Annotated in this window: 21 protein-coding genes and 4 pseudogenes; 9 read left to right on the plus strand and 16 right to left on the minus strand. The window is 63.6% G+C overall.

Translation table 11 applies throughout. From position 1 onward, the window contains the following. Nucleotides 1-227: 227 nt before the first annotated feature. Genes TMZ1T_RS20400 through TMZ1T_RS01660 form a run of 3 tightly spaced genes read left to right on the plus strand, consistent with a single transcriptional unit; the run spans nt 228 to nt 4,290 of the window. Nucleotides 228-1,685 (plus strand): protein kinase domain-containing protein, encoded by a 1,458-nt coding sequence (locus TMZ1T_RS20400; protein ID WP_012584397.1) that lies wholly within the window; start codon nt 228-230, stop codon nt 1,683-1,685. Continuing rightward, nucleotides 1,682-2,848, plus strand: coding sequence for an ATP-binding domain-containing protein (locus TMZ1T_RS01655; protein ID WP_012584398.1), 1,167 nt, complete (start codon nt 1,682-1,684; stop codon nt 2,846-2,848). Before TMZ1T_RS20400 ends, TMZ1T_RS01655 begins: the two co-directional genes overlap by 4 nt. Beyond that, nucleotides 2,845-4,290: a hypothetical protein gene (locus TMZ1T_RS01660; protein ID WP_012584399.1), complete on the plus strand. Its 1,446-nt coding sequence runs from the start codon at nt 2,845-2,847 to the stop codon at nt 4,288-4,290. The genes TMZ1T_RS01655 and TMZ1T_RS01660 overlap by 4 nt, the downstream gene beginning before the upstream one ends. 323 nt (nt 4,291-4,613) lie before the next feature. On the opposite strand, the gene TMZ1T_RS01665 is transcribed toward TMZ1T_RS01660, so the two are convergent. The 4 genes from TMZ1T_RS01665 to TMZ1T_RS01680 all read right to left on the minus strand — a co-directional run bounded on the left by TMZ1T_RS01665 (nt 4,614) and on the right by TMZ1T_RS01680 (nt 8,743). Then, the gene (locus tag TMZ1T_RS01665; protein ID WP_012584400.1) at nt 4,614-6,101 is read right to left on the minus strand and encodes a Fic family protein; all 1,488 of its coding nucleotides are present in this window, start codon (nt 6,099-6,101) and stop codon (nt 4,614-4,616) included. Between the two features lie 351 nt (nt 6,102-6,452). Then, entirely contained in the window at nt 6,453-7,448 is a 996-nt protein-coding gene (locus tag TMZ1T_RS01670) for a tellurite resistance TerB family protein (RefSeq protein ID WP_012584401.1), read from the minus strand. Nucleotides 7,449-7,453: 5 nt separating this feature from the next. Continuing rightward, a complete protein-coding gene (locus TMZ1T_RS01675; RefSeq protein WP_144312138.1) occupies nt 7,454-7,939 on the minus strand; it encodes a hypothetical protein in 486 nt (161 codons plus the stop codon). A gap of 183 nt (nt 7,940-8,122) precedes the next feature. Next, entirely contained in the window at nt 8,123-8,743 is a 621-nt protein-coding gene (locus tag TMZ1T_RS01680) for an HD domain-containing protein (protein WP_012584403.1), read from the minus strand. Between the two features lie 293 nt (nt 8,744-9,036). On the opposite strand from TMZ1T_RS01680, the pseudogene TMZ1T_RS21755 reads away from it, so the two are divergent. Next, a pseudogene (locus TMZ1T_RS21755) lies at nt 9,037-9,243 on the plus strand (IS66 family insertion sequence element accessory protein TnpA); the annotation flags it as partial. Nucleotides 9,244-9,323: 80 nt separating this feature from the next. Here TMZ1T_RS21755 and TMZ1T_RS01685 read toward each other — a convergent pair. The 7 genes from TMZ1T_RS01685 to TMZ1T_RS01720 form a co-directional block, all read right to left on the minus strand. Continuing rightward, the gene (locus tag TMZ1T_RS01685; protein ID WP_012584404.1) at nt 9,324-10,664 is read right to left on the minus strand and encodes a sigma-54-dependent transcriptional regulator; all 1,341 of its coding nucleotides are present in this window, start codon (nt 10,662-10,664) and stop codon (nt 9,324-9,326) included. Then, nucleotides 10,661-12,520: a sensor histidine kinase gene (locus tag TMZ1T_RS01690; RefSeq protein ID WP_012584405.1), complete on the minus strand. Its 1,860-nt coding sequence runs from the start codon at nt 12,518-12,520 to the stop codon at nt 10,661-10,663. Before TMZ1T_RS01690 ends, TMZ1T_RS01685 begins: the two co-directional genes overlap by 4 nt. 20 nt (nt 12,521-12,540) lie before the next feature. After that, nucleotides 12,541-13,242 carry a TorD/DmsD family molecular chaperone gene (locus TMZ1T_RS01695; RefSeq protein WP_012584406.1) on the minus strand — a complete coding sequence of 234 codons (702 nt, stop codon included), beginning with the start codon at nt 13,240-13,242 and terminating at the stop codon, nt 12,541-12,543. Further along, nucleotides 13,235-13,903: a 4Fe-4S dicluster domain-containing protein gene (locus TMZ1T_RS01700; protein ID WP_012584407.1), complete on the minus strand. Its 669-nt coding sequence runs from the start codon at nt 13,901-13,903 to the stop codon at nt 13,235-13,237. The genes TMZ1T_RS01695 and TMZ1T_RS01700 overlap by 8 nt, the downstream gene beginning before the upstream one ends. 10 nt (nt 13,904-13,913) lie before the next feature. Continuing rightward, nucleotides 13,914-16,487 carry a molybdopterin-containing oxidoreductase family protein gene (locus tag TMZ1T_RS01705; protein ID WP_012584408.1) on the minus strand — a complete coding sequence of 858 codons (2,574 nt, stop codon included), beginning with the start codon at nt 16,485-16,487 and terminating at the stop codon, nt 13,914-13,916. Between the two features lie 17 nt (nt 16,488-16,504). Beyond that, nucleotides 16,505-17,587 carry a hypothetical protein gene (locus TMZ1T_RS01710; RefSeq protein ID WP_012584409.1) on the minus strand — a complete coding sequence of 361 codons (1,083 nt, stop codon included), beginning with the start codon at nt 17,585-17,587 and terminating at the stop codon, nt 16,505-16,507. A 73-nt stretch (nt 17,588-17,660) separates the two neighbouring features. After that, nucleotides 17,661-18,383: a hypothetical protein gene (locus TMZ1T_RS01720; RefSeq protein WP_144312140.1), complete on the minus strand. Its 723-nt coding sequence runs from the start codon at nt 18,381-18,383 to the stop codon at nt 17,661-17,663. Between the two features lie 129 nt (nt 18,384-18,512). On the opposite strand from TMZ1T_RS01720, the gene tnpA reads away from it, so the two are divergent. The 5 genes and pseudogenes from tnpA to TMZ1T_RS01745 form a co-directional block, all read left to right on the plus strand. Beyond that, nucleotides 18,513-18,821: an IS66 family insertion sequence element accessory protein TnpA gene (gene tnpA, locus TMZ1T_RS01725; protein WP_004355067.1), complete on the plus strand. Its 309-nt coding sequence runs from the start codon at nt 18,513-18,515 to the stop codon at nt 18,819-18,821. Continuing rightward, on the plus strand, nt 18,821-19,180 hold the full coding sequence (gene tnpB, locus TMZ1T_RS01730; protein WP_012584411.1) for an IS66 family insertion sequence element accessory protein TnpB: 360 nt from the start codon (nt 18,821-18,823) through the stop codon (nt 19,178-19,180). Before tnpA ends, tnpB begins: the two co-directional genes overlap by 1 nt. Nucleotides 19,181-19,209: 29 nt before the next feature. After that, nucleotides 19,210-20,403: pseudogene (tnpC, locus tag TMZ1T_RS01735) on the plus strand (IS66 family transposase); the annotation flags it as partial. 93 nt (nt 20,404-20,496) lie between these two features. Continuing rightward, entirely contained in the window at nt 20,497-21,822 is a 1,326-nt protein-coding gene (locus TMZ1T_RS01740) for an ISL3 family transposase (protein WP_012584412.1), read from the plus strand. A 31-nt stretch (nt 21,823-21,853) separates the two neighbouring features. Further along, nucleotides 21,854-22,285, plus strand: a pseudogene (locus TMZ1T_RS01745) (IS66 family transposase); the annotation flags it as partial. An 85-nt stretch (nt 22,286-22,370) separates the two neighbouring features. Here the strand turns inward: TMZ1T_RS01745 and TMZ1T_RS20410 are convergent. The 5 genes and pseudogenes from TMZ1T_RS20410 to TMZ1T_RS01765 form a co-directional block, all read right to left on the minus strand. After that, nucleotides 22,371-22,526: pseudogene (locus TMZ1T_RS20410) on the minus strand (tyrosine-type recombinase/integrase); the annotation flags it as partial. 134 nt (nt 22,527-22,660) lie between these two features. After that, a complete protein-coding gene (locus tag TMZ1T_RS01750; RefSeq protein WP_012584413.1) occupies nt 22,661-23,659 on the minus strand; it encodes a site-specific integrase in 999 nt (332 codons plus the stop codon). Then, a complete protein-coding gene (locus TMZ1T_RS01755; protein ID WP_012584414.1) occupies nt 23,656-24,588 on the minus strand; it encodes a tyrosine-type recombinase/integrase in 933 nt (310 codons plus the stop codon). Before TMZ1T_RS01755 ends, TMZ1T_RS01750 begins: the two co-directional genes overlap by 4 nt. Then, nucleotides 24,585-25,820, minus strand: a complete 1,236-nt coding sequence (locus TMZ1T_RS01760; RefSeq protein ID WP_012584415.1) for a site-specific integrase — start codon at nt 25,818-25,820, stop codon at nt 24,585-24,587. Before TMZ1T_RS01760 ends, TMZ1T_RS01755 begins: the two co-directional genes overlap by 4 nt. Before the next feature lie 86 nt (nt 25,821-25,906). Beyond that, nucleotides 25,907-26,686 (minus strand): tyrosine-type recombinase/integrase, encoded by a 780-nt coding sequence (locus tag TMZ1T_RS01765; RefSeq protein WP_012584416.1) that lies wholly within the window; start codon nt 26,684-26,686, stop codon nt 25,907-25,909. Between the last annotated feature and the right edge of the window lie 11 nt (nt 26,687-26,697).

A 26,697-nucleotide genomic window follows, 5' to 3' on the forward strand; every position in this document is an offset into this window, starting at 1 on the left:
CATCGGTGCTGTGCCAAAATTTTTGCGACGACGGTCCCTTGTTCGGCCTGAACGGACAGTCGGTTACCTCATGGCAGGTGGGCGCAGAATGCTCTACAGCGGCCGCTCGGCACGGTTATGCTACGGCCCGTCGTGCAGGACGCCACTGGCATGCAGCAACGCAATCTATATGCATAGTTCAGTGCAGGGTCTTAATACGCTGGTATTGTTGACCCCCGGAGGAAAATATGCCCGATTTAGCAAGCGAAATCATTGAAGACCTGACCACTCGTGTCCGTCGGTTCCTGAACGCAACTGGCGGATACGAACACCTTGACTTTCTTGCTGCTGGAGGATCGGCAGCGGTCTATCGAGTAGTTCGCAATGGCAATTCGAGTGCGCTCAAAGCATTCAATCCACGTTTCTTCTCAGGCGCTGGTGGTGATGCCGAAAGGCATCGCCTGGATGTTCAAAAGCGACTGATTGGGCACGGCTGCACATCACTGGTTCAGACCTATCAAGTCGTAGAGACGGAGGGCACCGCCTTCGTCGAAATGGAATACATCGAGTGGCCACAGTTAACTAACAAGCTCGGCGAAGTACCAGATAGCGCAATTGTGCCACTCATATCCCAACTCGTCGAAGCCGTTCGTTTCCTCGATTCGCTGAATATCGTTCATCGAGACATCAAGCCTGAGAATATTCACGTTTCTCCTGATTTCAAGTATCTCAAGCTGCTTGATCTCGGTGTCGTTCGTGAATTCGACTCGCCGGATGCTAGCGACGCCTGTGTGACCGATCACGGCAACCAGCGTCCCTTCCTGGCAACCGCGCAGTACAGTTCCCCCGAATACCTGTTTCGCCTTGATGAGCCGACCGCCAAGCTCTGGCGTGGTCTCAACATCTACCAGATTGGCGCGGTGCTGCACGATTTGATCAAGAAGGAGCCGCTGTTCAAGCATGAGATGTCGCTCGGGAATCGATGGCTGGTTGCCAGAGCGGTACTCGCCAAGCAGCCTTCTTTCGCAGACCCCATCCCGAACCGATTGCTGGCCCTCAAGGCCTTGTCATCTCGCTGTCTGATCAAAGACCTTGATACTCGGCTCGCGGTCGTGGGTTGGGAAGATTTCGTACTCGAAGGCGCAAGCGATCCAGTCAGCGCCTTGCGAGGAAGGCTCGCCAAAGGGGCGATCACAAACCGGCGTGGGGCAGGGGAATCCTCTGCCGCACGACTCGAATTCGAGAGGGCGGAATTCATGAAGCGATTCTCCGATCGAATCCGCGCAGAACTGATCCACATCTGTGGTGCACAGTTGCCGTTGACCATGAAGCCACCATCACCCGGTGCGCCGATGGACGTCAGATACGAATTGGCCGTGGACAAGCAGTTGTCCATCAGTTGCCACCTTGGATTCGACTGGCAGGCTGGCCTCTATGAGCGAAGTGCGAATTTGCGCGTTGGTGCGCAATTTCTGTCCGCTGGCCGTGACGATGAGGCACCTGCTATTGAATACAGGCCTGTGGGCGTTGCGGTGATTCAGGAAGCCGAAGATGAGGCCGCAACCCTTGTAACCAATGAGCTGGCGAACTTGGTTGGCCGTGCCCTTGACCGGATTGAAGGCGGGGAGAACTCCGCCAGCCTTCATGGACTGAACCTTCAAGACACACAGGAAAGTCAATCGCTGCAACTGGGAGATAACCAATGATGAACAGAAGTTGGTGGCGTTCGAAAAACGAACTTGATGAAGATCAGAAGGCCTTCATTCAATTGCCAGCCCATGGTCGCTACTCCCTGGTCGGACCGCCGGGTTCCGGAAAAACAAATCTCTTGCTGCTACGTGCGCAATTCATTGCCGGTATGGGTGAAAAGAATGTCTTGATCGTTACCTACACCAAGGCACTTGCCAATTTCATCCGCTCCGGGATCGGCGCAAGCGGATTGATTTCCCCGAATCAAGTCAGAACCTACCACTCATGGGCTTCATCGCACATTCTCGAAAATCTCGGGCAACGTGCGGTTCCAAAAGGCGCTGACTTCGATGACGCCACACGACCAGCAATTCTTGAAATGCTGCGCGAGGCCAATGCCAAGCTGCCTACAAAACAGCTTTTCAGCGCCATCTTCGTCGACGAAGCACAAGATCTTACCGCGGATGAACTCGAAGTTCTTTTGTCTCTAAGCGACAACGTCGCCATCTGTGGCGACGCGCGGCAGGGAATTTATGACAAAAATGGATTGTCGGCCGTCGAGAAACTTGCCTTGCAACCGCACACGTTGAAGCGACACTTCCGTATCGGCCAGAGGATCGCCAAGGTCGCAGACAGGCTCATGCCACCTGAGAATCCGGCGGACAGCCTGGAAGCGATGTCCAATTACGACCTGAAAGCACAGGGCGAATCGAGCGCACACATGAATCCATGTGCGAACCGCGACGAGCAGTTCGAGAAAATGCTCGAGAAAATCGAGATTCAGCTCGATGCCTTCAAGGACGACACCATCGGTATCTTCTGCGGCAAGCGCGAAACCCTCGAAGATCTGCGCATCCGTTTTAACAAGACCAAGCTCTCGAAGCAGGTCTGCGTACACGGCGTGGATGACGACTCTAGTTTTTCTGACAACAAGCCCATCCATGTGCTTACTATTCACGCTTCGAAGGGCACCGAGTTCCGTGCGGTTCACCTGTTCGCAGTCGAAGAGCTGGCCAGCTACCCACTGAACCGCCGCCGTCTGGGCTTCACGGCCATCACTCGTGCCAAGACGGCCCTCAACGCGTACCGCACCGGGGACACGAATCAACCGCTGGAAAATGCGTTTGCGCAACCCCAGCACATGGAGCTGGACGACCTTTTCCCTGGTGACAAATCATGAGGCACGATGAAATCCGCTGGGCAACCATCGACCGTGAGGACTTGCTCGACGTACTGCTGGGAGAGCATCAGCTGCCGGATCTCGACCGCATTCAGTCCGACCTGAGCCTACGCGGGGCCAAGTTGGCTGTCGGCTATCGGGATGTGCGAGGCGGGGGGCGCTACGAAGTACCGGCGTTGATCGTCGTTCCTGACGACACGGCTACGGAAACATTTTCCTGGCTCCGAACCTTTGCCGACGAAGCGTCGCCCCTCAGCCTGTATGGCCGCGTTGCGCTAGCCAGCGACTGGCGCCAGTTTGAGATGCGGCGTAACGTCATGGGCACTAGCGAGCAAAGGCCCGACCGCTGGTCTTCCATCGCCGTAGGCGAAGCGCTGTCCCAGATGGAGAGCGAAACCAGCCTGCAGAATCTGCCCTTATCCCGGTTCTCCGGCTGCTTCACCACCCCGATTGCACGTGCAGCCCTCATCTGGGGGAGCAACGAGGCCACCCATGCCTGCACCAACAGGCTCCGCCTGTTGGAAAGTGACCGGCGCTTTGCGCGCAGACCAGTGGGCATCGAACAACTGCTTCCTGTGTGGGCCATCGCCAGCGCCCGTATCGAGGAGCACCTTTCCCCGTCCGAAGCAGCCAGTTACGTGCTGGATGCGGCAGGCGCCTACTACGGGGCCTACGACCGAAAAGGTGCTGTCTTGGCGTCGTCGCCGATGTTCAACGAGATTCCAGGGTTATCCAGCGACTCGATTGAGGAACGCGTCGGTGCGTTCAACCGGATCGCTTCGGACATTCTCCAACGGGCGCAGTCATCCCGAAGCACGCCGGCACCAGCATTCGACAGTTTGCTTCTGGCTGCCGCCGCGTTCCAGGTGGGCCGGGGCACGTCGCACGTTTTCCTGCTGCAGCGCGCGCATGGGTTTGCGCCCATGGCTGCCGCTTGGTTCGGTGCCATGGCCGCGCTGACCGGCCCGCGTGCGTGGGACAAAGGCTGGCTGAAGGCGGCAAAGGGTGCCGAACGGCTGCTGCGCCCCGAGTTCAGTTGGCTGGACATCTCGGGCGCTGACATCTGCTGGGCCGAGTTCGAATGGATGGCAGAAACGTTCGACGGCCTGGACGTGTTCTTGGAGCTGCCCAAGATGCTCCCACGCACCCTGGGAATCGAAATCGTTCCTGGGGCCGTAGGTCAGTTTCGCCTGGCGGGTGAATCGACCGAAAATGAACCGAAACCTCAACAGGAGCCTCAACACACGGCACGCGAACGTAGGCTCATGGAGACCCTCGCGCAGTTCATCACCCTCGCACAGCGCGCAAAGGATCAAGTCGCCCCGTCATTCCTGGCATCGGGTGGCCAACCCGTGCAGAAATCCTTTGGATTCGACAGCGACACTGACGCCGCCCCGCGCGCGCGAGCCAAGAGAGGCAAACGGGATGCCAACAACAGTTAACCTGAGGGCCGGCCACAACCTTGCCTAGGTGGTCGGCTACGCGTCGGGTACAGCGCTGGTGCTACCCTCCACATCGAAGAACCCGCATATTTCTTCATTCCCTAGAAGCGAGGCCCGGTATTGAACAAGGCCGGATGACTGACGTCCGGTTTACGCCCAAGGATGGACCTACCAAGTCGCCTAGTTCGATGGCCGTTCCGGCCGACGAGCCGATGTTCGTATCCGACACGCCTCACCCGCCGAACTCGAAAAATCGTCACAACACTCGAATTTTCCTCACAACACGCAGCGTTCGTGGCGCTCGAATCGAAGAGAGCCAAACCCTACCTTGCCTCGGAGCCGTCCTCCGGCGTGAGCCCAAACGACTCCCGCACCACTTCTTCAACACGGTCCAGCACGTCGGCAGGCAGATGAGAATACTGTTTTCGCCGCCTCACGGAGAGCCGCCCCTCATTCGACTGCGCCATTCGGATCAAGGCCGACAGGTCCTTCCTGGGCAGATCGAACTCTGCATCCAGCTGCGCGAAGGCCTTGTCGTAGCCGCTCAACCAAGCCAGCTCGCGGGGAATCTCGTCTTCCACGGCTTGCTGGATCATGCTGTGCAGGAAAGCCACTTCCCTGCTGGCATCAAAGAACCGGTAGGCCCTGCTCCCGGGATGCGCCGTCACATGAGCCTCCTCGGCGCGTACATAGCGCCAGAGCCGCGTCACCGGCAGGGAGAAGCCCGACAGCACCTCGAGGTAGGCCGGGATGTTCTTCAGGATGACGGCGGATACGGGTACCACCGTTCCGGTCGGCAGCAGCCCCGAGTGCGTCAGCACGTGATGGATGAGAAACCGGTGCAGGCGCCCGTTGCCATCCATGAAGGGGTGCAGGTAGACGAAGCCAAACGCTGCCGCTGCTGCCTTGACCAGTACATCGGTACAGCGGTGGTCATCGTTGATGAAGGCATCCCAGCCCCTCATCGCGCGCGCGAGTTCGGCCTGCGGCACCGGAAAGAAGGTGACGCGGCCGGTGGCGTCCTCCAGCCAGTTCTGCCTTGTCCGGTAGGAGGCTTCCTGGCTGTAGACGTCGCGCACGACGGCGTTCTGCAGGCTCACCAGCCAGTCCTCGGTGACCTGCATGGTTTCTCCAGCCCGCCGGAGCAGTTGAACGAAGCGCTCCTGCTTGTCCGAGCTCGGATGCTCGCGCTCGATCTCAAAGCTGCTACGGGTCTCTGAAAGGTACAGGTAGCTCAGCGCGCGCTCATGGAGCGACGGGTCCGTCACGGACGCCAGGGTCTCGCGCGCCTTGTCGAGGAGTTCTGGCAACGAAGGTGCGCTCGGAAGCGCCGCGCGCCTCACCACTGGGGAGAAGTCGGCCGTTCCCAGTGCGTTGTTGCGCACGCGGAACTTGCGGTCGTTGGTGGGCTGCCCGGCGGTGACGTAATCGTCCGCAGGAAACAGGTCGACGTAGCCTCCCGCCGGCAAGGCCTCCGCCGGGAGCTCCTGTCCCGTCAGCCACTCCCAAAGATGGCAAGCCCGCCGGATGTGCGCGCCGTTGGGCGCCGCATTCAACCGGGCCAGCAAGTCCTGCGGCGGGAGATGCTCGAACAGGGCGTCGATGACCTCAAGATTCACGCCCTCATGGCGCAGGGCAAATTCGAGGTGGCCGACCAGCGTGTCCTCGATGGCGACGCCACGCGGGAAAAGGACGCGGTCGGCCGAATCCACACGCCGATTGACCGAGCCGCTGATCTCCGCCGGCTTCGCCAACGGTCGGACGGCCAGAGAGAGTCGGCTGATGAGTTGTGCGTAGCCAATCGTGGGCATCGAATCCTCGAAATCTGTTTGCTCGGCTCGAAATACGTTATCAACGAGGCAGCTTACTCACAATTTCATCGAAATTCTCTAGCTCTTTCCGATCGGTCACTTCTTCCGAGTGGTAAGGCGACCGCCACTGCGGTCACCGTCACCAGGACGAGGTCGAGCCAAGTTCCAAGTCGCGGATGCGGGCGTGGATGGGATGGTCAGAGGCGACCGGAACCACGAAAAGGGAATCTGAGCGAGCTGCTTAAATCATTCCGTCCGCAGTCGGGCAAGCTTCAACACCGCTGCCAAGTCGGGCTGCAGCATGCAAGCGACCGCTCTTCATGGGCCGCACGAAAACGTGCCGCTTCGGAGTCAGTCTTGCCGATCGGTTGTCCTCTTTCCGCGCACGAACAGACCTCCAAGCCGGGACACCCCAGCCACCCCCGAACGCACAGTCGCAGTCAGTGCGTCCGAGGCGGTAAGCCCGATCTGGGAAGCGCCCGCAACCGTGGTATTCAGCGCCCACGTAGCCCCCTCGGCAACGGCACCGCCGGCAGTCTCCGCCGAATCAGACAGCTTGCGACCCAGTTCTTTGGCGCTCCGGCCCAGGTGAACTCGCCCTTCATCTTCGAATATGTGAGCGATGCGCTCCACTGCCATTTCTTCACGCTCGTCGATGACGCCATCAGCCTCAATGACCTCCCTCAGGAAGCGCACCACCTCGCGGGTCATCACCCGATAGTTGCAGTCCGGGCTCTCTCGCTTGTAACGGGCCAAAGCCGTGGCAATGTCGGCGATCCGCACTTCGTCAAGGCGCGAATCGAAAAATGCGAGGCCCTTCTGGACGAAACTCGGGTCGTACCCCCATTCCCGAACGAACCAGCGTTCGATCGCCTGCGCCTCAGCCTGATCGATCTCACCGTCCACATGCGCAACCTTCAGTACCAGCGGCGCCATCAAGTCGAACAAGGCCAGGCCGATTATGTCGAGCGGGGTATTGATGAATTCAGGTACGGTTTTGACCCGTGCATCGGCGTGTTCGCGCACATAGCGCGTAATGCCGATCCAGGCCCCGCCAGCAACGACTGCTGCGCCGACGACCCACCCCACGGGCGTCGTCGCCGTCCCGATTCCGATCGCCGACAGGACGCCCGACGACGGGAAAAGAGCTGAGGCGACAGCGGAGGATTTCGCGATCGCCGCTGCAGACGTTGCCGCCCCAAAGACGTCCCACGCCTCGAACACGGCCTTCCTGACACGCAGGCTCGTGTACGCATCCTCGCCGATAGCCAATTGAAGCTTGAACTTGAGCGGTTCGGACACGACTTCGTCCACGCCAGCGAACCAGTCGGTTTGATTGTCCTTCATGTGGTTCACGCAAGCGGAGCGAACTGGGCATGGAACTCGGTGATCTTGCGCTTGAGGGCTTGATCCCGGATATCTTCAAGCACACCAAACGCCGCGCCGACGGCGATGGCGATCGGGGTCACGATCGGCCCCAGGACGACTCCGAGGATGGGGATCGTCGCCACCAAAAATCCGGCGATCGCCCCAAGCAACGCGAAGAAGGTCACCTTGGGAAACTCCTTGACCAGCATGCACACGTAATCGATCACCTTGCGTCCAATGCGGACGACCTGTGCGCCGATCGCGATGCTCGCTTTTGCCAAGGAATAGAGGAGAGACTTGACGTCAGCCGAGACTGCGAGTCGATCAATCCGTTTCCGGATGTCGTCCTCGCTCAGGTCGAAATTGACCATTCGGTCAATGAACTCGCGGCCGATCAGTTCGCTCTCGAACTCCACGGCCTTCTTGCCATCAGGGCTTACTCCCTTGACTCGCATAGTGATCTCCTTCATCGACAGGGCTGGATCGTCCAGAGCATGCGATTGAAATAATAAACCTTTCCTTGTTAGGCGGGGCTGCACCAGTCGCGCACGGCTTGGTTTGGCCTCTTGAAGAGAACCTGCCCGAAATCTCCTTGGATGTAGCTGCTGTGAGCGTTGATGGGGAGACGAGAGTAGCGAGGAACATGAGCACGGCTACTCAGCAGACGGCTTGGACACCTCATCCATCCGCGCCGATGCGAGCTCCAACACCGCCGCCAAGTCACGCCTCAAGGCCACCTCCAGCGCCGCCGGCACCCGTCCGCCAAAGGCCTCGACCAACTCCACGTAGTACCACAGCGATCCATCCTTGCCTCCGGTGAAGCGCGTCCACACCGACTCACCGATCTCCGTCAGATCGAGCAGGATTGCCTGCAGGTTGGCCAGCTTGTCGCAGGCAGAAACGAGAACGCCCTCACCTTCCGCCGCGCGCAGGTGGGCGAGGTAGAGCTCCTTCCGCTCGCGCCAGGGGCTTTTCTGCCCCTGCGCATCGGGCAGGCCATCGGTACAGAACCGCACGAGGTCGAGGACCTGGCCACCAAAGGCGTCGCGGATCGGATCCGCCCACTGCGGGCCACCGTCTTCGAGAACGTCGTGCAGCAGCGCCGCGATGACTTGGTCCTCGTTGCCTCCGTAGCGTTGCGCCAAGGTCGCCACGGCAACCGGGTGCGTAATGTACGGCAATGGCAAACCAAGCGCGTTCTCGGTCCCTTTTCGGATCTGGCCGGAGTGAGCTTCAAGGGCGAGCGACAACGCAGTATCGAACTTCTGGGTCATGATACGAACTCCTGGGTGGTCGTTTTTTCGATTGGGATTCTCGGACATCCAAGGCTCACCCGGTGCGCCCGCTTCGGCATGCTCTCTGTATTTCACCGAACGGTCTCCCAGCATGAACCGGGGCGAACGCTTCTACAGGATCGATCAGTTGCTGACCGCCCGGAGGGTGAGCGGTGTTCTTTTCCCGCCCGCGCCCTCGCACAACAATCCCTCCCACGTTCATGAGGGAGGAATCAGCGGTGACCAGGGCGACAGCGACCAACGACAAGTGACGGCGGCGCAGCCGCCAGGAGTGGGAAACCGTCTTTGCGCAGTTAGCTGCGAGCGGTCTCGGGATCGAGCCGTTCTGCGTGCGCGGGGGGCGAAGCGAGTCAAGCTTCCGGCGCTGGAGGATTCTGCTGGATACCCAGACGCCGGCCGCGCGCCCAGGATCTGGGCAAACGCCTGAGCCCACCGGCTTCGTCGCCGCCGACACGCTCGCCAACCCCGAGACCGAGTGACTCACCGCCGAGCAGTGCTCGACCCATTCAGGCGTCGACGCCCGCCTCGACGCAATGGGGGGCGGGTGGGCGAACACGCGCTAAGTGAGCTCCGCACCATACAAACCGATGAGGCGATAGACGTTTCGCTCGCTGATGCCGAGCGCGGCTGCGGTACGCGCGCGGTTACCGCCGAAACGTTCAAGCGTGCGCAGGAAGTAGCTGCGTTCGAGATCCTTGAGCGTCGGCGGGTGCTCGAAACTGAAGCTGAGTACGCTCGCACCCTCCAGTTCGGGCATCGAAACGTGATCGCGCCGGATGACCACTGCATTGCGAGCCAGGATCACCGCGCGTTCGATCACGTTGCGAAGCTCACGGACGTTGCCCGGCCAGTCGTAGGCCGTCAGCGTGGTGATCGCGTCGCGGGCGAACAGTTTCTTCTGGCCACGGCAGAATTGGGACAGGAAGTGCTCGGCGAGCAGGGCAATGTCCTCGCGACGGTCCCGCAGTGGTGGCGAGGTGAGCACGAAGCTGGAGAGACGGAAGAAGAGGTCGCTGCGAAAGCGCCCCTCGCGCACCATGAGCCCGAGGTTGCGGTGAGTGGCGACGATGAAGCGGACGTCGGCCCGAAGCGTCTTGGTGCCGCCTACACGGCGGAACGTGCCGCTCTCGAAGAGGCGTAGCAGGCGGGCCTGGTTGGCGAGGCTGACCTCGCCGATCTCGTCGAGGAACAGGGTGCCGCCTTCGGCGGCCTCGATCAGGCCCTTCTTCTGCCGGTCGGCGCCGGTAAATGCACCCTTCTCGTGGCCGAAGAGCTCGGACTCGAACAGCGTCTCGGACAAGGTCGTGGCGTCGACGGTCACCAGCTCGCGGTTCTTGCGCTCGCTGCGCTGATGGATCGCGCTGGCGACGACCTCCTTTCCGCTGCCCGATTCACCATGGATCAGCACGGTGGCGTTGGTCGGGGCGACCGCGTCGATGAGGCTCTCGAGCGCCAGGATCGCCGCCGAGTTTCCGATCAGCCCCGATCCCTGGCGTGCCGCCAGCTGACGCTTGTAGAGCGCATTCGAACGACGCATCTCGGCGTTGTCGAGGACGCGGGCGATGGTGAGTTCGAGTTCGGCGAGACTGATGGGCTTGGTCAGATAGTCGAGGGCGCCGGCGTGGATGACCGAGACCGCGCTACGAATACTGCCGTAGCCAGTAAGCACGATGACGGGATACTCGGCAGCGAGCTCGGGCACTGCGAGCTCGGGCGTGGTGTCGGGCAGCTTCATGTCGAGCAAGATGAGGTCGGGCTCGATCTCCTTGAGGCAGGCGCTCGCCTCGGCCCAGCTTGCAGCACCCGTGGTGTCGTAGCCCATGTCGGCGAGCTGGGCGGTCAGCAGGCCGCGAAAGCCGCGGTCGTCATCGATGACGAGGATGACCTTGCTGCGACTCATTCGAGCACCCGGGGCAGAGACACCCTGAAGCGCGCGCCCTCGCCCGGGCGGCTCTCGACCGCGATGCGGCCACCGTAATGGTCCACGATGCTGCGGCAGATGCTGAGCCCCAACCCGGTTCCCGGTTCGCCATCCGCGCGCCGACTGAAGAAAGGCTCGAAGAGATGCGGAACGTCGTCTTCGGGGATCCCAACCCCGGTGTCCTCCACCTCGATCAGCACCTCGTCTCCGATGATGTGGCTGCGCAGGGTCACCTGCCCTCCCGAGGGCATCGCATGGTGGGCGTTCTGCACGAGGTTGATCATAAGCATCCGCAGGTCGGCGTCGTCCGCCCACACCCGCGGTGCCGCCTTGTCGGCCTCAAGGATGTGCTCGATCTGGCGATTCTCCGCATCGTAGGCGAGCAGGCAGGAGGTGTCCGCAAGCACCGGATTGACATCCACCGGCTGGACACGAGCCTGGGGCGGGCGGGACAGCATCAGTAGCCGCTGGGTGACCTGCAGGCAGCGGTCAATCTCCTCATCCATCGTGCGCAGGTAGTCGTCGATGCGATCGTCGCGCTCGGGGCGTCCGCGCAAGCGGCGCTCCATCGCCTCGAGGCCGAGGCGCAGCGAACCGAGCGGGTTGTGGATCTCGTGCGCGATGCCGGCAGCCAGCAAACCGAGCTCGGTCATCCTGTGTTCCTGCGAGATGCTTGCCGCGCGGCTCAGGTCGCGGACCGATTCGACGATATAGCGCTCACGGCCCTGCTCGGTATCGACATCGATCAGGCCGGCGTGTACCTCGACCGCGAACTCCTCGCCGCTTGCACGCCGATGACGGTGGTGGCACTTCAGGACCTGGCCATGCTCGTGCAGCTCGGCGACCGGGCAGCGCACCATCGTCGGCACACAGGGGCTGCTGCGACCATGGCTGGAGAGGTAGCAGGGCTGGCCCGCCGTCGCGGACAAGCCGAGTTGCTCGCCGAACGCCCGGTTTGCGCTAACCACGGTGAAGTCGGACTTGCGGATGACGCGCAGCCCGTCCGGCAGGCCATCGATGAGGTCCTGCAGATATTTGCGGTGCGCGGCGTGGCGGCCGAGTTCGCGCTGGAGCGCGTCGGCCATCGTATTGAAGCGCTGTGCGCTGCGCCCGATCTCGTCGAGGTGGGCGACCTCGACGCGCGCGCTCAGATCGCCAGCGGCGAGCGCGCCTGCGGCGCGATCGAGGTGCGCAAGCGGGTTGAGCACCCGTCTGCGCAACAACCACCATACCGCCATGATTGTGAGCACGATGACCAGCCCGCCCGCAGCCGCGAACAGGGCGGCGCTCGCAAGCGCCTGCTGGCGCACCGGGGTGGCGTCGTAGTCGATCACGAGGACGCCGTTGATCGGCGACGACGACACCGGGCCATGGCACGGCACGCACTCTGTACGGTTGGGCACCGGATTGATCGAACGCAGCACTTCCTCATCCTCGATGCCATGCTCGAACCGGCTCGTGGCCATTCCGCCCGCTGTCGAGGCCACGAGCCCGGGGAGCTGCATTCCGAGCCGGACCGGGTTGGAGGCGAAGCGCACTTCACCATTGGGGGCGAGTACCAGGACGTCACGGATATCGCGCAGCGCACCCAGGCTGGAGACGATCTCGCGCAAGCCCTCGACGTCGCGCTTGAGCATCGCGTTTTCCCAGGTGGTCGCGAGCATCCGGTTCAGGTTGAGCGAGGCATCGGCGCGCGTCGCCTTGAGTTGATCGAGGTAAAGCGCGACGAAGACCGTCGCGAACGCGACCGAGGCGGCGCTCGCAACAATCAGGATTCTCCAGAGCATCTGGCGCGCCAGGCTGTCCTGGCGGGCCGCAACGACACGTATCGGCACTCGCAAGCTTCCGTTCGGGCTCAGTGCTGCACGTCCTTCGCATCGCTACGCGCTTCCGCCGGCTGGGCATGCGCCATGGGCGGGACGTCGATGCAGGCTCGCAGGCTCGCGCACCAGGTCGCGGTGAGCACGGCGAGTGCAGCATAGAAAGAGGCGCCCGTCCGCGCGTGCACCGCACGCGCAAAGTCGTGGATCCAGCGCAACAGGTGCTGGTCGAGGAAGCTGGCGAGCTGTTTCCAGTTCTCTTCGCTCCGCGCCGCCGAGAGCAGCCTTGCGACGAAGCCGAGCTGATGGGTCATGTGGTCTTCCGGACGCTTGCGCCAGTCCTTGACACGCAGCCCCGCCTCGGCATAGCGCTGGCGTAGCTCGAACATTGGCCCTTGGTAGAGCAGATGGTCCTGATCGAGCCAGTAGGATTCGCACGGCGACAGCCGGTACGCGCCGGTGAGATAGATCGCGGCGAACTCCGCGGCGAGCTCATCCAGCGCGGCTGCGTCCGGTTGCACCGGGATCTCGCGCAGCGCAGCAGACAGTGCGCGCCATGCCTCCCTGGCCATCGCATCGCCGGGCAGCAGCGCGAGATTGGCCGGAAAGCCGACCGCGCGCAGGCTCTCGAGCACGGCCGCATCGAGCTCGCTGGCATGCAGGAAACTCAGCATGTCGGCGTCGGCGGCGAGCGCTTGCGCCGCCTCCTGCCCTGGCCAGCGCGCGTGCTCACTCATCTACGCGACCTCGGCGATGTGGCACGAAAACGATCGATGGGTGGGTGAGCGCGGGGTTCGCCATGTCCTTGACCTGTCCAGTGACCCTGTCTCCCGGGCCGACCGCGGTCGTCGGGTACGTCCCCGCCCGCAACGCGTCGATCGGACCGATATCCAGTACCCGCATCATACAGGCCATCACACAGTAAGGCTTACGCCCGGCCTCGAGCTCGTCGATGCACATGTTGCATTTCTTCACGATGTGCTCGGTCGGGTCCCACTGCGGCGCGCCGTAGGGGCAGGCCGCCTCGCAGCGCCGACACCCGATGCAGAGGGTGGAGTCGATGTCGACGACGCCGTTGTCGGCCCGCTTCCAGATCGCACCGGTCGGGCAGGTGGGCAGGCAGGCAGGATCGGCGCAATGGTTGCAGCTCATGTTCACCTTGTAGGCAAACACGTCGGGGTAATGGCCGCCTTCGACATACATCACGCGCCGGAAGCGCGGCCCGGGGGCGAGACCGTTCTTGTCCTTGCAGGCGATCTCGCAGGCGCGACAACCGATGCAGTCGACGTTGTTATGCACGAAGCCCAGCTGTACCGCTGGCTTGACGGGTCTGTAGGTCTGGGCCGCCTGGCGTTCGAGGGCCGAGCGGACTTCGTCCATATCGAGCTTCTTGCTCATGAGCGCATCCTCAATAGTCGCGTCGGAAAACGATCGAGCGCGCGGTAGCGAGCGAATCCCAGCCTGGGCGATGCTCCAGCGTCGTCTTCTTCACGTCGGCCAGCACGGTGTTGTAGGCGAATGCCCCGGCAGGCGAGGGTTGGTCGTCGGTCAGAAAATCCGGGTTACCCGCGCGATCGACGCCCTTGTCGTCGAGATCCATCCACGCGCCCTCATGCAGCACGAGGACGCCCGGCATGCAGCGTTCGGTCACATAGGCCGGCACCACCACCTTGCCGCGTTCGTTCCACACCTCCACTACGTCACCGGTGCGGATGCCGAGCCGCTCCGCATCGCGCGCTGCGATGGTGACCTCTTGCTGGTAGGTCTCCCGCAGCCAGGGAATGTTGTTGAAGATGCTGTGGGTGCGCCAGCGCGGGTGCGGAGAGATCAGGTGGAAGGGATGCTTCGCGGCCTTGCCGGTATCGCCCAGCCACTCGAAGGGCTCGATCCACTTCGGGATCGCCGGGATCGGGTAACCGTACTGGGTCTTGGTCCAGTCGCTGACCTGGGCCAGCGTGGTGGAGAAGATCTCGATCCGCCCCGACGGGGTGTTGAACGGCACCCCTTTTTCGATCTGGTCGCGGAACGCTACGTGCGGTTGCGCGAATTCGAACTTGTATACCCCGCGCTGCTTGAATTCTTCCCAGCTCATCGTGACCCCTTGGTGCGATTGCACCCGGTGCCACCAGTCCACCAGATAGGCCTCGTCTACCGGATCGTCGTTCTCGAAGTAGCTGCGGTCGGCCTTGGGGTTGTAGCGCTTGCCGAAACCTGACAGTCGGGCCGGGTCGAGGGCCTCGAGGCGATAGGCGAGCTCGGTGAAGATCTGGAAGTCGCTCTTGGACTCGCCGAGCGGGGCGATGACCTTGGGCCGATGGATGTAGTAGTGCCCCTTGTACCAAGGCAAGGCGACATCGTGGCGTTCGAAGTGCGTGGCCACCGGCAGCAGGATGTCGGCCCACAGCCCCGAGGGCGTGATCGTGGAGTCGGCGCATACCACCAGCTCGAGCTTGCGGATGGCTTCGATTTCCTTGTTGATGTTGGTCAGCTGATTGAACCAGTCCGAGCCATGCCACCAGATCGCCTTGATGTTCGGGATGACGCCGTCGAACTGGTCAGCGCGCGGCCACAGGCCGATCTCCTCGCGCCGCACGTCGGGGTAGTTGAGTACGCAATGCGCCCAGCGGTCGGACTTGATGGAAGCCGACCACACGTTGGCGTACTCGTCATAGGGGTAGGCCACCGCTTCCGCGTGCCAGCCCTTGCCGACGCCTTCCGCACAGCCGCCGAGGATGCCGATGTTGCCGGTCATTGCCTGCAGGGCCGCCGCCATGCGGTTGTACTGCTCGCCGTAGGCGTTGCGCCCGGGTGACCACGAGGCCTTCAGCGCCGCCGGCTTGGTGCGGGCGTACATGTCGGCAAGCTTGCGGATGTCGTCTGCCGCCACGCCGCAGATCTCGGCAGCCCACTCCGGCGTCTTCGGCTGCCCGTCGTAGGTGCCGAGGATGTAGTCCTTGAAGTTCTCGTGCCCGCGCGCCCAGTCCGGCATCGTGCCCGCGTCCACGCCCAGGCAGAAACGGTTGATGAAGGCCTGGTCCTGCAGCTCATTGACAAAGATGTAGTGCGCCATCGCGGCCAGCATCGCCGCGTCGGTATTGGGGCGGATGGGAATCCACCAGGCGTCATAGGCCGACGCCGAATCCGTGTACTGGGGGTCGACCACGACGAACTTGCAGCCGCGCTGCTTGGCCAGCCGCATGTAGTGGAACGTGTTGCCGCCGTGGAAGGTGTAGGCCGGGTTCCAGCCCCACATGATGATGAGCTTCGAGTGCGCGAAGGCGTCGTCCTCGTTGCCGTCCTCGATGGTGCCGAACGTGGTGCGGCTGGAGAAGGTTGTGCCCTGGTAGCTTGGCACGGACCAGGAGCTGGTTCGGCAACCGAACATCCCGAGGAAACGTGCCAGCAAGCCCTCGATCTGATCCGATTTGTGCAGGACACCGTAGGAGGCGCCGGCATAGGACTGGTCGAGGATGGCCGTCGGTCCGTAGGTGTCCTTCAGCTCGATCATCTTCTTGGCGATGCGGTCGAGCGCTTCGTCCCACGACACGCGCTTGAAGCGGCCCTCCCCGCGTTCGCCCACGCGCACCATCGGGTAGAGCAGGCGCTCGGCGGAGTAGAGCCGCGCGCGGTAAGAGCGTCCGCGCAAGCAGGCGCGCAGCTGCGGCACCGCCTCGGTCTCGAAACCAAAGGCGCCGCCTGCCTGGTAGCGGCCGTCATCGGACGACAGGCGAACGATCACGTCTCCTTTCTTGTGCGCGACCAGCATGTGGCGGGAGCCGCAGTTGTGCGCGCAGCTGGTCACCATGGTGGTGAGCTGGTCGTCGGTGTAGTAGGGCTCGTAAGCGAAGGCCGAAGCCTCCTTGCCCGTGCTTGCCAGTTCCACGAAGCTGCTGGCGGCGGCCGCGGCGGCGCCCGCCGCGGTGGTCTTGAGGAAGTCGCGGCGCGCCGGGTTGATCGGCGCGGCGAGTGTGTCCTTGTTCATGGCGAGTTCCCGTGCTGTCATTTGGCCGCTGGTTTGTCGATCAGGAAGCGTGCTTCCGACCGCGTCGGGCGATCCTTGGCCCATTCGGGCACCTCGTCCGCCATGCCGGGCCAGGCGTTACGTGCAAACGGATAGGCGATGCGGTACCAGGGCCTGCCGCCGTGACAGCCAAAGCACACATCACCGCCGGCCATGTGCTCGCGTCCGGCCTCGGCTGCGGCCTCGATCGCGGCGGGCTTGAGGTAATTGACCTGGTGCCGATTGGTACGGAAGGCCACGTGACAGGCGAGGCAGTCGTTCTGCATGTCGATGCGCACCTCGTGCCAAGGCCCGGGCAGCCCCATGATCGTGTAGTCGGTGGGCTGGCCATGACACTTCAGGCAGATTGCCTCGGTATTGACGGCCTTGCGCAGGGTGAAGTCGCCGCTTCCCTGCGCTGCGGTGTTCGCCGACGTGCCCGGGGCCTCGTCACGCGGGTCATGACCCTGATGGCAGGTCGTACATTTCAGATCCATCAGCTGCTTGGCCAGCGGCGTGACCAGGTGACGACGGTGGAAACTGTCCTGTTCGCCCTGGTAGGTGGAAACCTGTTGGTACCACGCTAGGCTGCCCTTGGCCGCGACACCGGCCGGACTCCGCGCCAGCGGCTTGTCCTCGAGGACGTCGGCATGGCAGGCGAGGCACTGTGCATCGGTGGCCGTCTCGATCGCCGGCTTGAAGTGCAGCGGGCTGTACGTTGCGCGCATGTGTTCGCCAGGCCGCTCGGCGGAGCCGCCGGGCTTGGCGGGCTTCTTCGCCGCGGTCTTCTTTGGTGCAGCGGCATGCCAGCCGCGCAGATCGTAATAGCCGAGCATTCCCGGTTGGTCGAAGGGCGTGTACCAGGCCTCCTGATCGCGCATGACGGCCAGAGTGGCCGGTGCAGGCAGCACGATTCCGCGCTGCAGACGGGTCTTTGCCGCCTCGCTGGTCGTGTGCTGGTGGATCACTGGTGCGCCTGCTGGCCTGGCATCAGGTTGCAGGCCTGCAACGGGATAAGCCGGCGCGTCCGCCATCGCGGCGTTGATGCCAGCAAGAAGAAGGATCAAAACAGGAAGACGCATCTCCGGCACTCTCCAATAAGGGAGGAAGGGGGGCGGCCCCCTTCCCGTGCCCAGCTAGGGCAAACAGTCCCGCTTACTTCTTGGGTGCGTCGGCCGCCATGCCCGACATGCCACCCATGCCCGACATGCCACCCATCCCCGACATGCCCCCCATGCCCGACATGCCGCCCATACCCGACATGCCGCCCATACCGGACATGCCCGACATGCCGCCCATGCCAGCCATACCGGCGGGGATGTTGATGATTACGGTCGTGCCGCCCATGCCAGACATGCCACCCATGCCGGCCATGCCGGACATACCGCCCATACCGCCCATGCCGGACATGCCACCCATGCCGGACATGCCGCCCATGCCACCCATACCGGCCATGCCGCCCATGCCCGACATGCCGCCCATGCCACCCATGCCCGACATGCCGCCCATGCCACCCATACCCGACATGCCACCCATGCCACCCATGCCCGACATGCCACCCATGCCCTGCTGCTGGGCGAAGACGGAGCCGGCCATGGCAAGGGTCAGCGCGCTCGCGGCAACAACGATCAGTTTTTTCATGGCGATACCCATATCAACGTTGATTGAATGCTTGCTCTTGCCTCGCATCCGAGGATGCAGGTAATCCATACCTTGCAATTCCTGGGCCAGAACACCACATACGGCTATCAATCTGTTTTTACTGGACTTTCTTTCTTCATTTGGAATTCGGATACCGGGAAAAACCTGACAAGATTGCAGGTAAAAATCGATAACATCGAAGAAGGTATTGTTTTTTCTGAGAAAAGAGACCTGCAAGAATTGCAGGCCGTCTACAGGCAGTCATCGCGCGCTTTCCCCAGCGTAACCGGTCACTGAGCGGCGTTCTTTTCCAGCCCGCGCCCGCGCGGAACAATCCCTCCCGCATTCATCAGGGAGGAGCCGGCAGTGACCAGGGCGACAGCGACCAACAACAAGTGGCGGCGGCGTAGCCGCCAGGAGTGGGAAACCGTCTTTGCGCGGTTTGCCGCGAGCGGCCTGGGGATCGAGCCGTTCTGCGCCCGCGAGGGGCTCAGCGAGTCGAGCTTCCGGCGCTGGCGTAGCCTGCTGGGCGAGCCGAGTACGCAGCCTGCCGCGCCGGCGATGGAGGCCACTGGCTTCGTCGACGCCGGCACGCTCAAACTCGGCGGCACCGGTCGCCTCGAACTGCGGCTCGATCTGGGCGACGGCGTGATCCTTCACCTGTCGCGCGGCTGATGTTCTTCCCCGAAGGCGCGGTCCGGGTCCATGTCTATGGCCGCCCGGTCGACATGCGCAAATCCTTCGACGGCCTGTACGCGCTCACACGCCAGGCGCTCGGCTGCGATCCGCTGTCGGGCGAGCTGTTCGTGTTCATCAACCGGCGCGGCACGCAGATGAAGGTGCTGTACTGGGACCGCACCGGATTCTGCGTGTGGGCCAAGCGCCTCGAGCAGGGTCGTTTCGTGTCGAACTGGGCGCACGTCAGCACGCGTCAGATGGACTGGACCGGGCTCAAGTTCTTGCTCGAAGGCATCGAGCCGGTCCGCTACAAGCGCCGTTTCAGATTACCTACAAACGCCGTGCAGCCCGCATGAATGCTGGGCTCTGCGGTAAAATCTGTGCCATGTCCGCACCGCACTGCACCCCCGTTCCGACCCTTGCCGAGGCCGCCCAGTGGGCGCCCGAGCAGATCGTCGGACTGGCGCAGGCGAACGTCGCCTTGCAGCGCGACATGGATGCGATGCGCCTCGAGTTTGCGGCGCTCAAGCATCAGCTCGAGTGGTTCCGCCGCCAGCTCTTCGGCCAGAAGAGCGAGAAGCGCGTGGTTTCACCCGACCCGACGCAGATGCATCTGGGTGAGTTGCCGATCCCCGACACGCAGCCCGTCTCCCCAGGCAAGAGCGTAGCCGGACACACCCGTCGTGCCTCGCACACCGACTTCGCCCAGAGCAAGGACGAATCGGCGCTGTTCTTCGACGAGACGCGCGTCCCGGTCGAGACCATCACGCTCGCCAACCCCGAGATCGAGGGCCTCACCGCCGAGCAGTTCGAGGTGATCGGCGAGAAGGTCAGCCACCGCCTGGCGCAGCGCCCGGGCAGCTACGTGATCCTCAAGTACGTGCGCCCGGTCATCAAGCGCCGCGACACGCAGACGATCCACTGCCCGGCGGCCCCCGCCGGGGTGATCGACGGTAGCCGCGCCGACGTGAGCTTCATCGCCGGGCTCATCACCGACAAGTTCTGCTACCACCAGCCGCTGTACCGCCAGCATCAGCGGCTCGGGGACAACGGCATCCGGGTCTCGCGCCCGTGGCTCACGCAGCTCACCCACGCGGCGCTCGCGCTGCTCGAGCCGGTCTTTACGGCCCAGTTCGACTCGATCCGCGCAAGTCGCATCAAGGCGATGGACGAGACCCCGATCAAGGCCGGGCGCGCCGGCCCGGGGAAGATGAAGGGCGGCTACTTCTGGCCGGTGTATGGCGAGCGCGACGAAATCTGCTTCGCCTATCACGAGGGGCGTAGTGGCAAACACATTGCGCAGACCCTGGGGACCGACCCACCGCCCGAGGGGGCGGTGCTGCTCACCGACGGCTACGCGGCCTACGAACGTTACGCACAAAAATGCGGGCTCACGCGCGCGCAATGCTGGGCGCACTCGAGAAGAAAATTCTTCGAGGCCCAGTCGATCGAGCCCGAACGGGCGACGCAGGCATTGGAGATGATCGGCCAGCTCTACGCGGTAGAGCAGCACATCCGTGAGGCACAACTCATCGGCGAGGCACGCCGCGCATACCGGCTCGCCCAGGCCAAGCCGATGGGGCTCTATGCCCTTTCCAGTGGAAATTGACTCAACAACAGACATGACGATCGGTGGTACAACCGTCCGTTCCAGCCGCTGACCAGCCTTTCTATGAGCAACCAGATCGAAGCCCTCTTCACCACCGCGCTTGGCCTGCAGCCGCCCTGGCACGTTGCCAAGGTCGAGCTCAACACGGGCAAGCGCCGGATCGACTTCGAGGTCGAGCACACCGGCAAGCGCGCGGCGTGCCCGGCGTGCGGGATGGAACATCAGCTGATCCACGATCGGGTGCGGCGCAGCTGGCGGCACCTGGACTTCTTCCAGTTCGAAGCCTGGCTGCATGCGGAGATCCCGCGCGTGCAGTGCACGGGCTGCGGCAAGACCACGCAGTTGCCGGTGCCATGGGCGCGCGAAGGCAGCGGCTTTACCTTGCTGTTCGAGGCGCTGGGCCTGTCGCTGTGCCGGGAGCTTCCGGTGCGCCAGGCGGCCAACCAGATGCGGGTGGCGCCCAAGCGGCTGTGGCGGCGGGTGCGGCACTACGTCGAGGTGGCGCGCGCCCGGGACGACATGAGCGGCGTGCGCTACGTCGGCATCGATGAGACCAGCGTCAAGCGCGGACACGAATACATCACCGTCGTCCATGACCTCGAGGCCAAGCGCCTGCTGTTCGCCACGCCGGGACGCGATCACACCACGCTGCAGGCCTTTGCGCAGGAGCTGCGTGCGCACGGCGGCGATCCGCAAGGGGTCGAGCATGCGTGCATCGACATGAGCGCCGCCTACGCCAAGGGCATCGCCCAGGCGCTGCCCGGCGCCCAGATCAGCTACGACCGCTTCCACGTCGTGGCGCTGGCCAATGCGGCGATGGACGAGGTGCGTCGCGAGGAAATGCGCAGCTCGGCCGCCGCAGTCCGTGATGCGGCGGGCACGCACAGCAAGAAGACCCTGCGCCAGCTGCTGTGGGGCATGCGCAAGAACCCGGTGAGCTGGACCCGCGCGCAGTTCGAGGCGATGCACTGGCTGCAGCGCTCGAACCTGAAGAGCGCACGGGCCTGGCGCCTGAAGCAGGCGCTGCGGCTGGTCTATCGCGAGGCGGGCGCGAGCAACAGCGAAGAGATTGCCCACGGGGCGCTGACCAAGTGGATGAGCTGGGCTCGGCGCTCTCGCCTGGAGCCGTTCAAGCGCTTGGCGGCGACGTTGAAGGCGCACCTCGCCGGGGTCGTGCGCGGCATGCTCGACGGGCGCAGCAACGCCTACGTCGAGGCGATGAACGGTCTGCTTCAACAGACGAAGACCGCCGCCCGGGGCTTCCGCAAGGTCGAGAACTTCATCGCTATCGCCTACCTGCGCATGTCCAAGCTCGAGCATCTACCGAAGAACCCTCTGCTGCCGGCCATCGCCCGCGACTACGGGCGCTACCGTCATGTCTGTTGTTGAGTCAATTTCCACTGGAAACGGCATAGAGCCGCCGATGGTCGACCGGTTCTTCGACTGGGTCGGCGCCCAATTCGAATCCCAGGGGCTACTGCCGAGCTCACCGCTGACCACTGCCCTGGCCTACGTGCGTGAGCGCCGGGCCGCCCTCGAGGTCTACCTCGCCGACCCCGAGGTGCCGATCGACACCAACCGCCTCGAGCGGGCGCTACGCGTAGTGCCGATGGGCCGCCGCAACTGGCTCTTCTGCTGGACCGAGGTCGGCGCGAAATACGTGGGGATCGCGCAGAGCCTGATCGCCACCTGTCGCCTGCACGACATCGACCCCTATGCCTATCTGGTCGATGTGCTCCAGCGCGTCGGCCAGCACCCTGCCGCCGATGTCGCGCAACTCACCCCAAGGCTGTGGAAGCAACACTTCGCGGCCAATCCGCTTCGATCCGATCTCCACCCGCGCTCGAAGTAGGCAAGAACGCCGCTCGGTTACCGCTTACGGCCCGAAGGCGCGGAAGATGTCCGCGACCTCCAGTGCGGGGCGAGCCACGATGCGCCTACGCCGACTGCAAGGTCTCCAGCGGACTGACGACTTCGCGCAGCAGATCAGTGGCGACCTGGGTGTAGATCACCGTGGTGTCGAGTTTCTTGTGGCCGAGCAGCGCCTGGATGATGCGGATGTCGACCTTCTGCTCGAGCAGGTGGGTCGCGAAGCAGTGGCGACAATGCCGATATCGGCATTGGAGGCACTATTCCGTGTGCCGGACTACGCCGCGCCGAATCAACCGCGCGCATCGGACTGGCCGAGGCGCGTCGGCAAACTCGGCATAGTCCTGTGCTTCAAGTCTCAGAGTTCTGTGAGGAAGGCGAGCAGTTGGTCATCCGGTCGAAATCTCCCAGGGGTGCTGTCGGGTGGTGTAGTCCGGGCCAAGGCTTGCTCCTTGATGGCGAGGTTCGCGTCCAGATAGATCTGCGTCGTCTCCACGGACTCGTGGCCCAGCCACAGCGCGATTACCGCACGATCGACACCCGCCTGAAGCAACTCCATCGCGGTGGTATGGCGAAGCACGTGCGGTGTGACCCGCTTTTGGGCCAGGGACGGGCAGCTCCGGGCCGCCACCGCGACGTGTTTGGCGAGCAGATACTGCACGCCATCCGCGCTCAGGCGAGTGCCACGGGCACTCGGAAATATTGTCGCGTCGGGGTTGGCGGGAATCTCCTTCAACCAGGCATTGAGGACGGCAGCGGTCTGTCGGGTCAGCGGTGTGGCGCGTTCCTTGCGGCCCTTCCCCATGACCAGGACGTGGGCACCGGATCCCAGGATCACCGTATCTCGCCGCATCGCGGTCAGCTCGGACAGGCGTAGTCCGGCTTGAACTGCGAGCAGGAGCAGCGCGTGGTCCCGGCGTCCGGACCACGTCTGCCGATCGGGCGCGGCCAGCAGCGCGTCGACTTCCGGTCGGGTCAGGAACCCGACCTGGGTACGCGTGAAACGCTGGCTGGGAATCGCGAGCACCCGCTGAATCTGCTCCGCATGGGTCGGCGCCTCGAAAGCGGCATAGCGGAAGAACGAGCGAATCGCGGTGAGGCGTAGGTTGCGGCTGCGGGCCGTGATCCCGCGTTTGTCCTGGAGCTCGTCGAGGAAAGCGGCGATCAGTGGCGCATCGATCTGCTCGAACGCCAACTGCGAGGGCTGCCTGCCGAGTCGCATCTGGGCAAAGCGCAGCAGCAGACGAAAGGTATCCCGATAGGAGCCGATCGTATGCGGGCTTGCCCGACGCTGCTGCATCAGCCGGTCGGTAAAGAAGCGCTGCAACAACGCAGGGAAACTGGGCGTCGCACTCATGGCAGTTCTCCCCAGCGTCGTTCAAGACGCCCGACCGCCAGTCCCATCAGCTCCGGACAGGCGCTCAGATACCAGTAGGTGTCGGCGACATGGGCATGGCCCAAATAGGTCGACAGCACCGGCAACCGTCGCTCGACATCCTCGCCCGAGCGGTACCAGCGCAACAGCGTCTGGACCGCGAAGCGGTGCCGAAAGTCGTGCAGGCGCGGACCGTGGCTGGCGGTCGCGCCGCGCAGTCCGACTTGGCGCGACAGGCGATAGAACGTTCGATGCACATCACCGATGTCGAGATGATGACCGCGACCGGTGATGAAGAATGCCGAGGCTGCATGGCCTGCGAGAAAGGGTTCGCGGTGGGCGCGGTACTGTTGCAGGACCTCCAGCGTTGACGAATGGATCGGGACGAGGCGCGACTTGCCGAACTTGGTGCCGCGAATCGTCAGCAGCCCTTCCTGCAGATCGACGTCCGCGTCCATGAGGCGGATCGCCTCGCCAACTCGCAGGCCGGCGACGCTGAGCAAGCCGAGCAGTGTGTGATACGTCCACGGGCGCAAGCCGCCGGCAGGCGGTAGATCGAGCGCGCTGCGAAGCAGTTGTGCGATGTCCTCATCGGAGTAGAGGTAGGGTCGCGCCCTGCGTGGGCGAAACGGCAGCAGACCCGCCGGGGGCACCTCAGTCTGCGGGTCACTCGCCGCATGATGGCGGGCGAAGCCACGGACGTAGCCCAGCCGCTGCGCCCAGGTCGCAGGCGTCACCGATGGACTTTGGCGAATCCACTCCAGTGCCAGCGCGGTCGTGATGTGTGGGGCGTCGCGGGCTTCCATGAATGCCGCGAACTTCACTAGGCAAAGCCCGGCATCCCGGAGTTTGAACCCCAGCCTGCGGCGCAAGGCGAGATAGTCTTGAATCGCTTGTCCGAGCGGGGTCATGACACACCCCCTGGCCACGGCAAGGCCAACGGGCGCAACAGGTCCAGGTCGACCTTCGCGTAGATCATCGTCGTCTGCGGGCTGCGATGACGCAACAACTCACCGATCTCAGCCAACGAGGCGCCCTGGCGCAACATCTGGGTGGCTACCGTGTGCCGCAACAGGTGGGCACCATGGTGGGCAGGATCCAGTCCGGCGCGCGCGAGCGCACGCCGCACGACGGTGGAAACGGCCGATGAACTCTTGAAGCCACGAGTGGGCGCGCGCATGCGAACAAACACCCGGCGCGAGGTGCAGGCGGGACGCCCGTCACGCAGATAGTCGGCCAGCGCCGCACCGACCTCGTGGGGAAGCGGCAGACGGTTTGCAGATACGCCTGCGCCTTGAATGCAGAGTTCGGCCGCCGCCCAATCGATATCGTCGAGCGTCAGCGCAGTGACTTCACCGGCACGCAGTCCCAAGCGGGCGAGTAACAACAGGATCGCCCAGTTGCGGCGGCCGACTGCGGTCCCCCGCTCGCAACTGGCGAGAAGTCGTTGGAGCTCGACCGCTGACAGGGCGCGTGGCAGCGAGGCCATCGACCAATTCGCCACCGCCGGCACGCTGGGTTTCAAGTCGGCCTCGATAAGCCCCCGGTAACGCGCGTACTGCAGGAACGACCGGACCGCCGTGGTCATCAGCTTGGCCCGCTTGGCATGATGAAGCCGGGCGGCTTCCCGCTGGACAAAGTCCACCACGTCCGCTGCCTGCACGTGCGCGAGCGACGCTTCACCTTTCGGGACCATCTGGGCCAGAAAGCGCCGCGCGAACTCCAGATAGTGGAATACCGTCGCCGGGGCCAGTCGGCGTTCCCGCTCCAGGTAATACCGGAATTCCGTCTCCAGTTGCTCGACCGCCGTCGGCGCGATCGGCGGGTCCTCCACCACGATCCCTTGTTCGGCGAGCAGATTCCGCAAACGCCGCAGAATCGATGCATCTCCCGGTCTGAAGTGCCCACGTCGGGTTCGATCGCGCAGGTAGCCGCTCAGGCTCTCTGGCGTGACACGTGATACCAGGATCCTGCGCTGCATCAGCCATCGACCGAAATCGGCGACCAGTTGCAGCGAGTATCGGATCGAGGGCCTCGCGTACCCCTGGTCGATCAATTGCCGGGCAAAGGCATCAACATATGCACCCAACAAACCTGCCCGCATGCGCTCGAGCGTGCGCGCATCCTTGTATAGCTGTTCCATTGCGATCTCCTTCCTCCGGGGCGATATGCCCCTGAAAGAAGATCAAACTATGCCGAGCCATCGAGAATCCTCTGCTGCCGAAACCCTCACGGCTGCCTGCTTTCCAGGCCCCAGCTGACTCGGCGCGGCGTAGTCCGGCACACGGAATAGTGGCGAAGCGTGTGCATCGACACCCCCTTGTCGATGCCGGCCGCCAGGGCGGCGGCCTGAACAGCGCGATTGAGTTGGCGCGGGCTCAGTGACTCGATCGGGTTGAGGCCCGGGAACAACCAGCCGCCATCGAGCATCTTGCCCTGCGCCCGGGCGACCCGCCACCACACGCGCAACCGCTCCAGCAGCAGGGGTGAGAGCATCGCGTAGCGATCCTTGCGGCCTTTGCCTTGCTCGACCCGCAGGGTCATGCGCCCGCTGTCGACGTCGCTGACCTTGAGCGAGACCACTTCGCTCGCTCGCAGTCCGGTCGCGTAGGCGAGCGAGAGCGCCGTCTGGTGCTTGAGATTGTTGCAGGCGGCGATCAGGCGCGCGACCTCCTCGCGGCTGAGCACCACCGGCAGGCGCTGCGGCAGCCGGACCGGCTGCATTCGTGCCATCAACTCGCCGCGTTGAAGCGTGATATCGAAGAAGAACTTCAGCCCGCTGATCGCGGCGTTGAGCGACATCGGCGAGGTCCCGCTATCGACCAAGTGCAACTGGTAGTTGCGCAGGTCCTCCACCGTGGCGGTATCGGGCGCGCGCCCCAGATAGCGCGTGAACCGGCACACCGCGCGGATGTACGCACTCTGCGTCTTGGGGGTGAGCTTGCGCATCCGCATGTCGTCGAGCATGCGCTGGCGCAAGGGGCTGACGGGACGAGTCGGGGTATCCATGGCTTGCTCCT

The organism is Thauera aminoaromatica (genome assembly GCF_000021765.1).
GTDB lineage: Bacteria > Pseudomonadota > Gammaproteobacteria > Burkholderiales > Rhodocyclaceae > Thauera > Thauera aminoaromatica.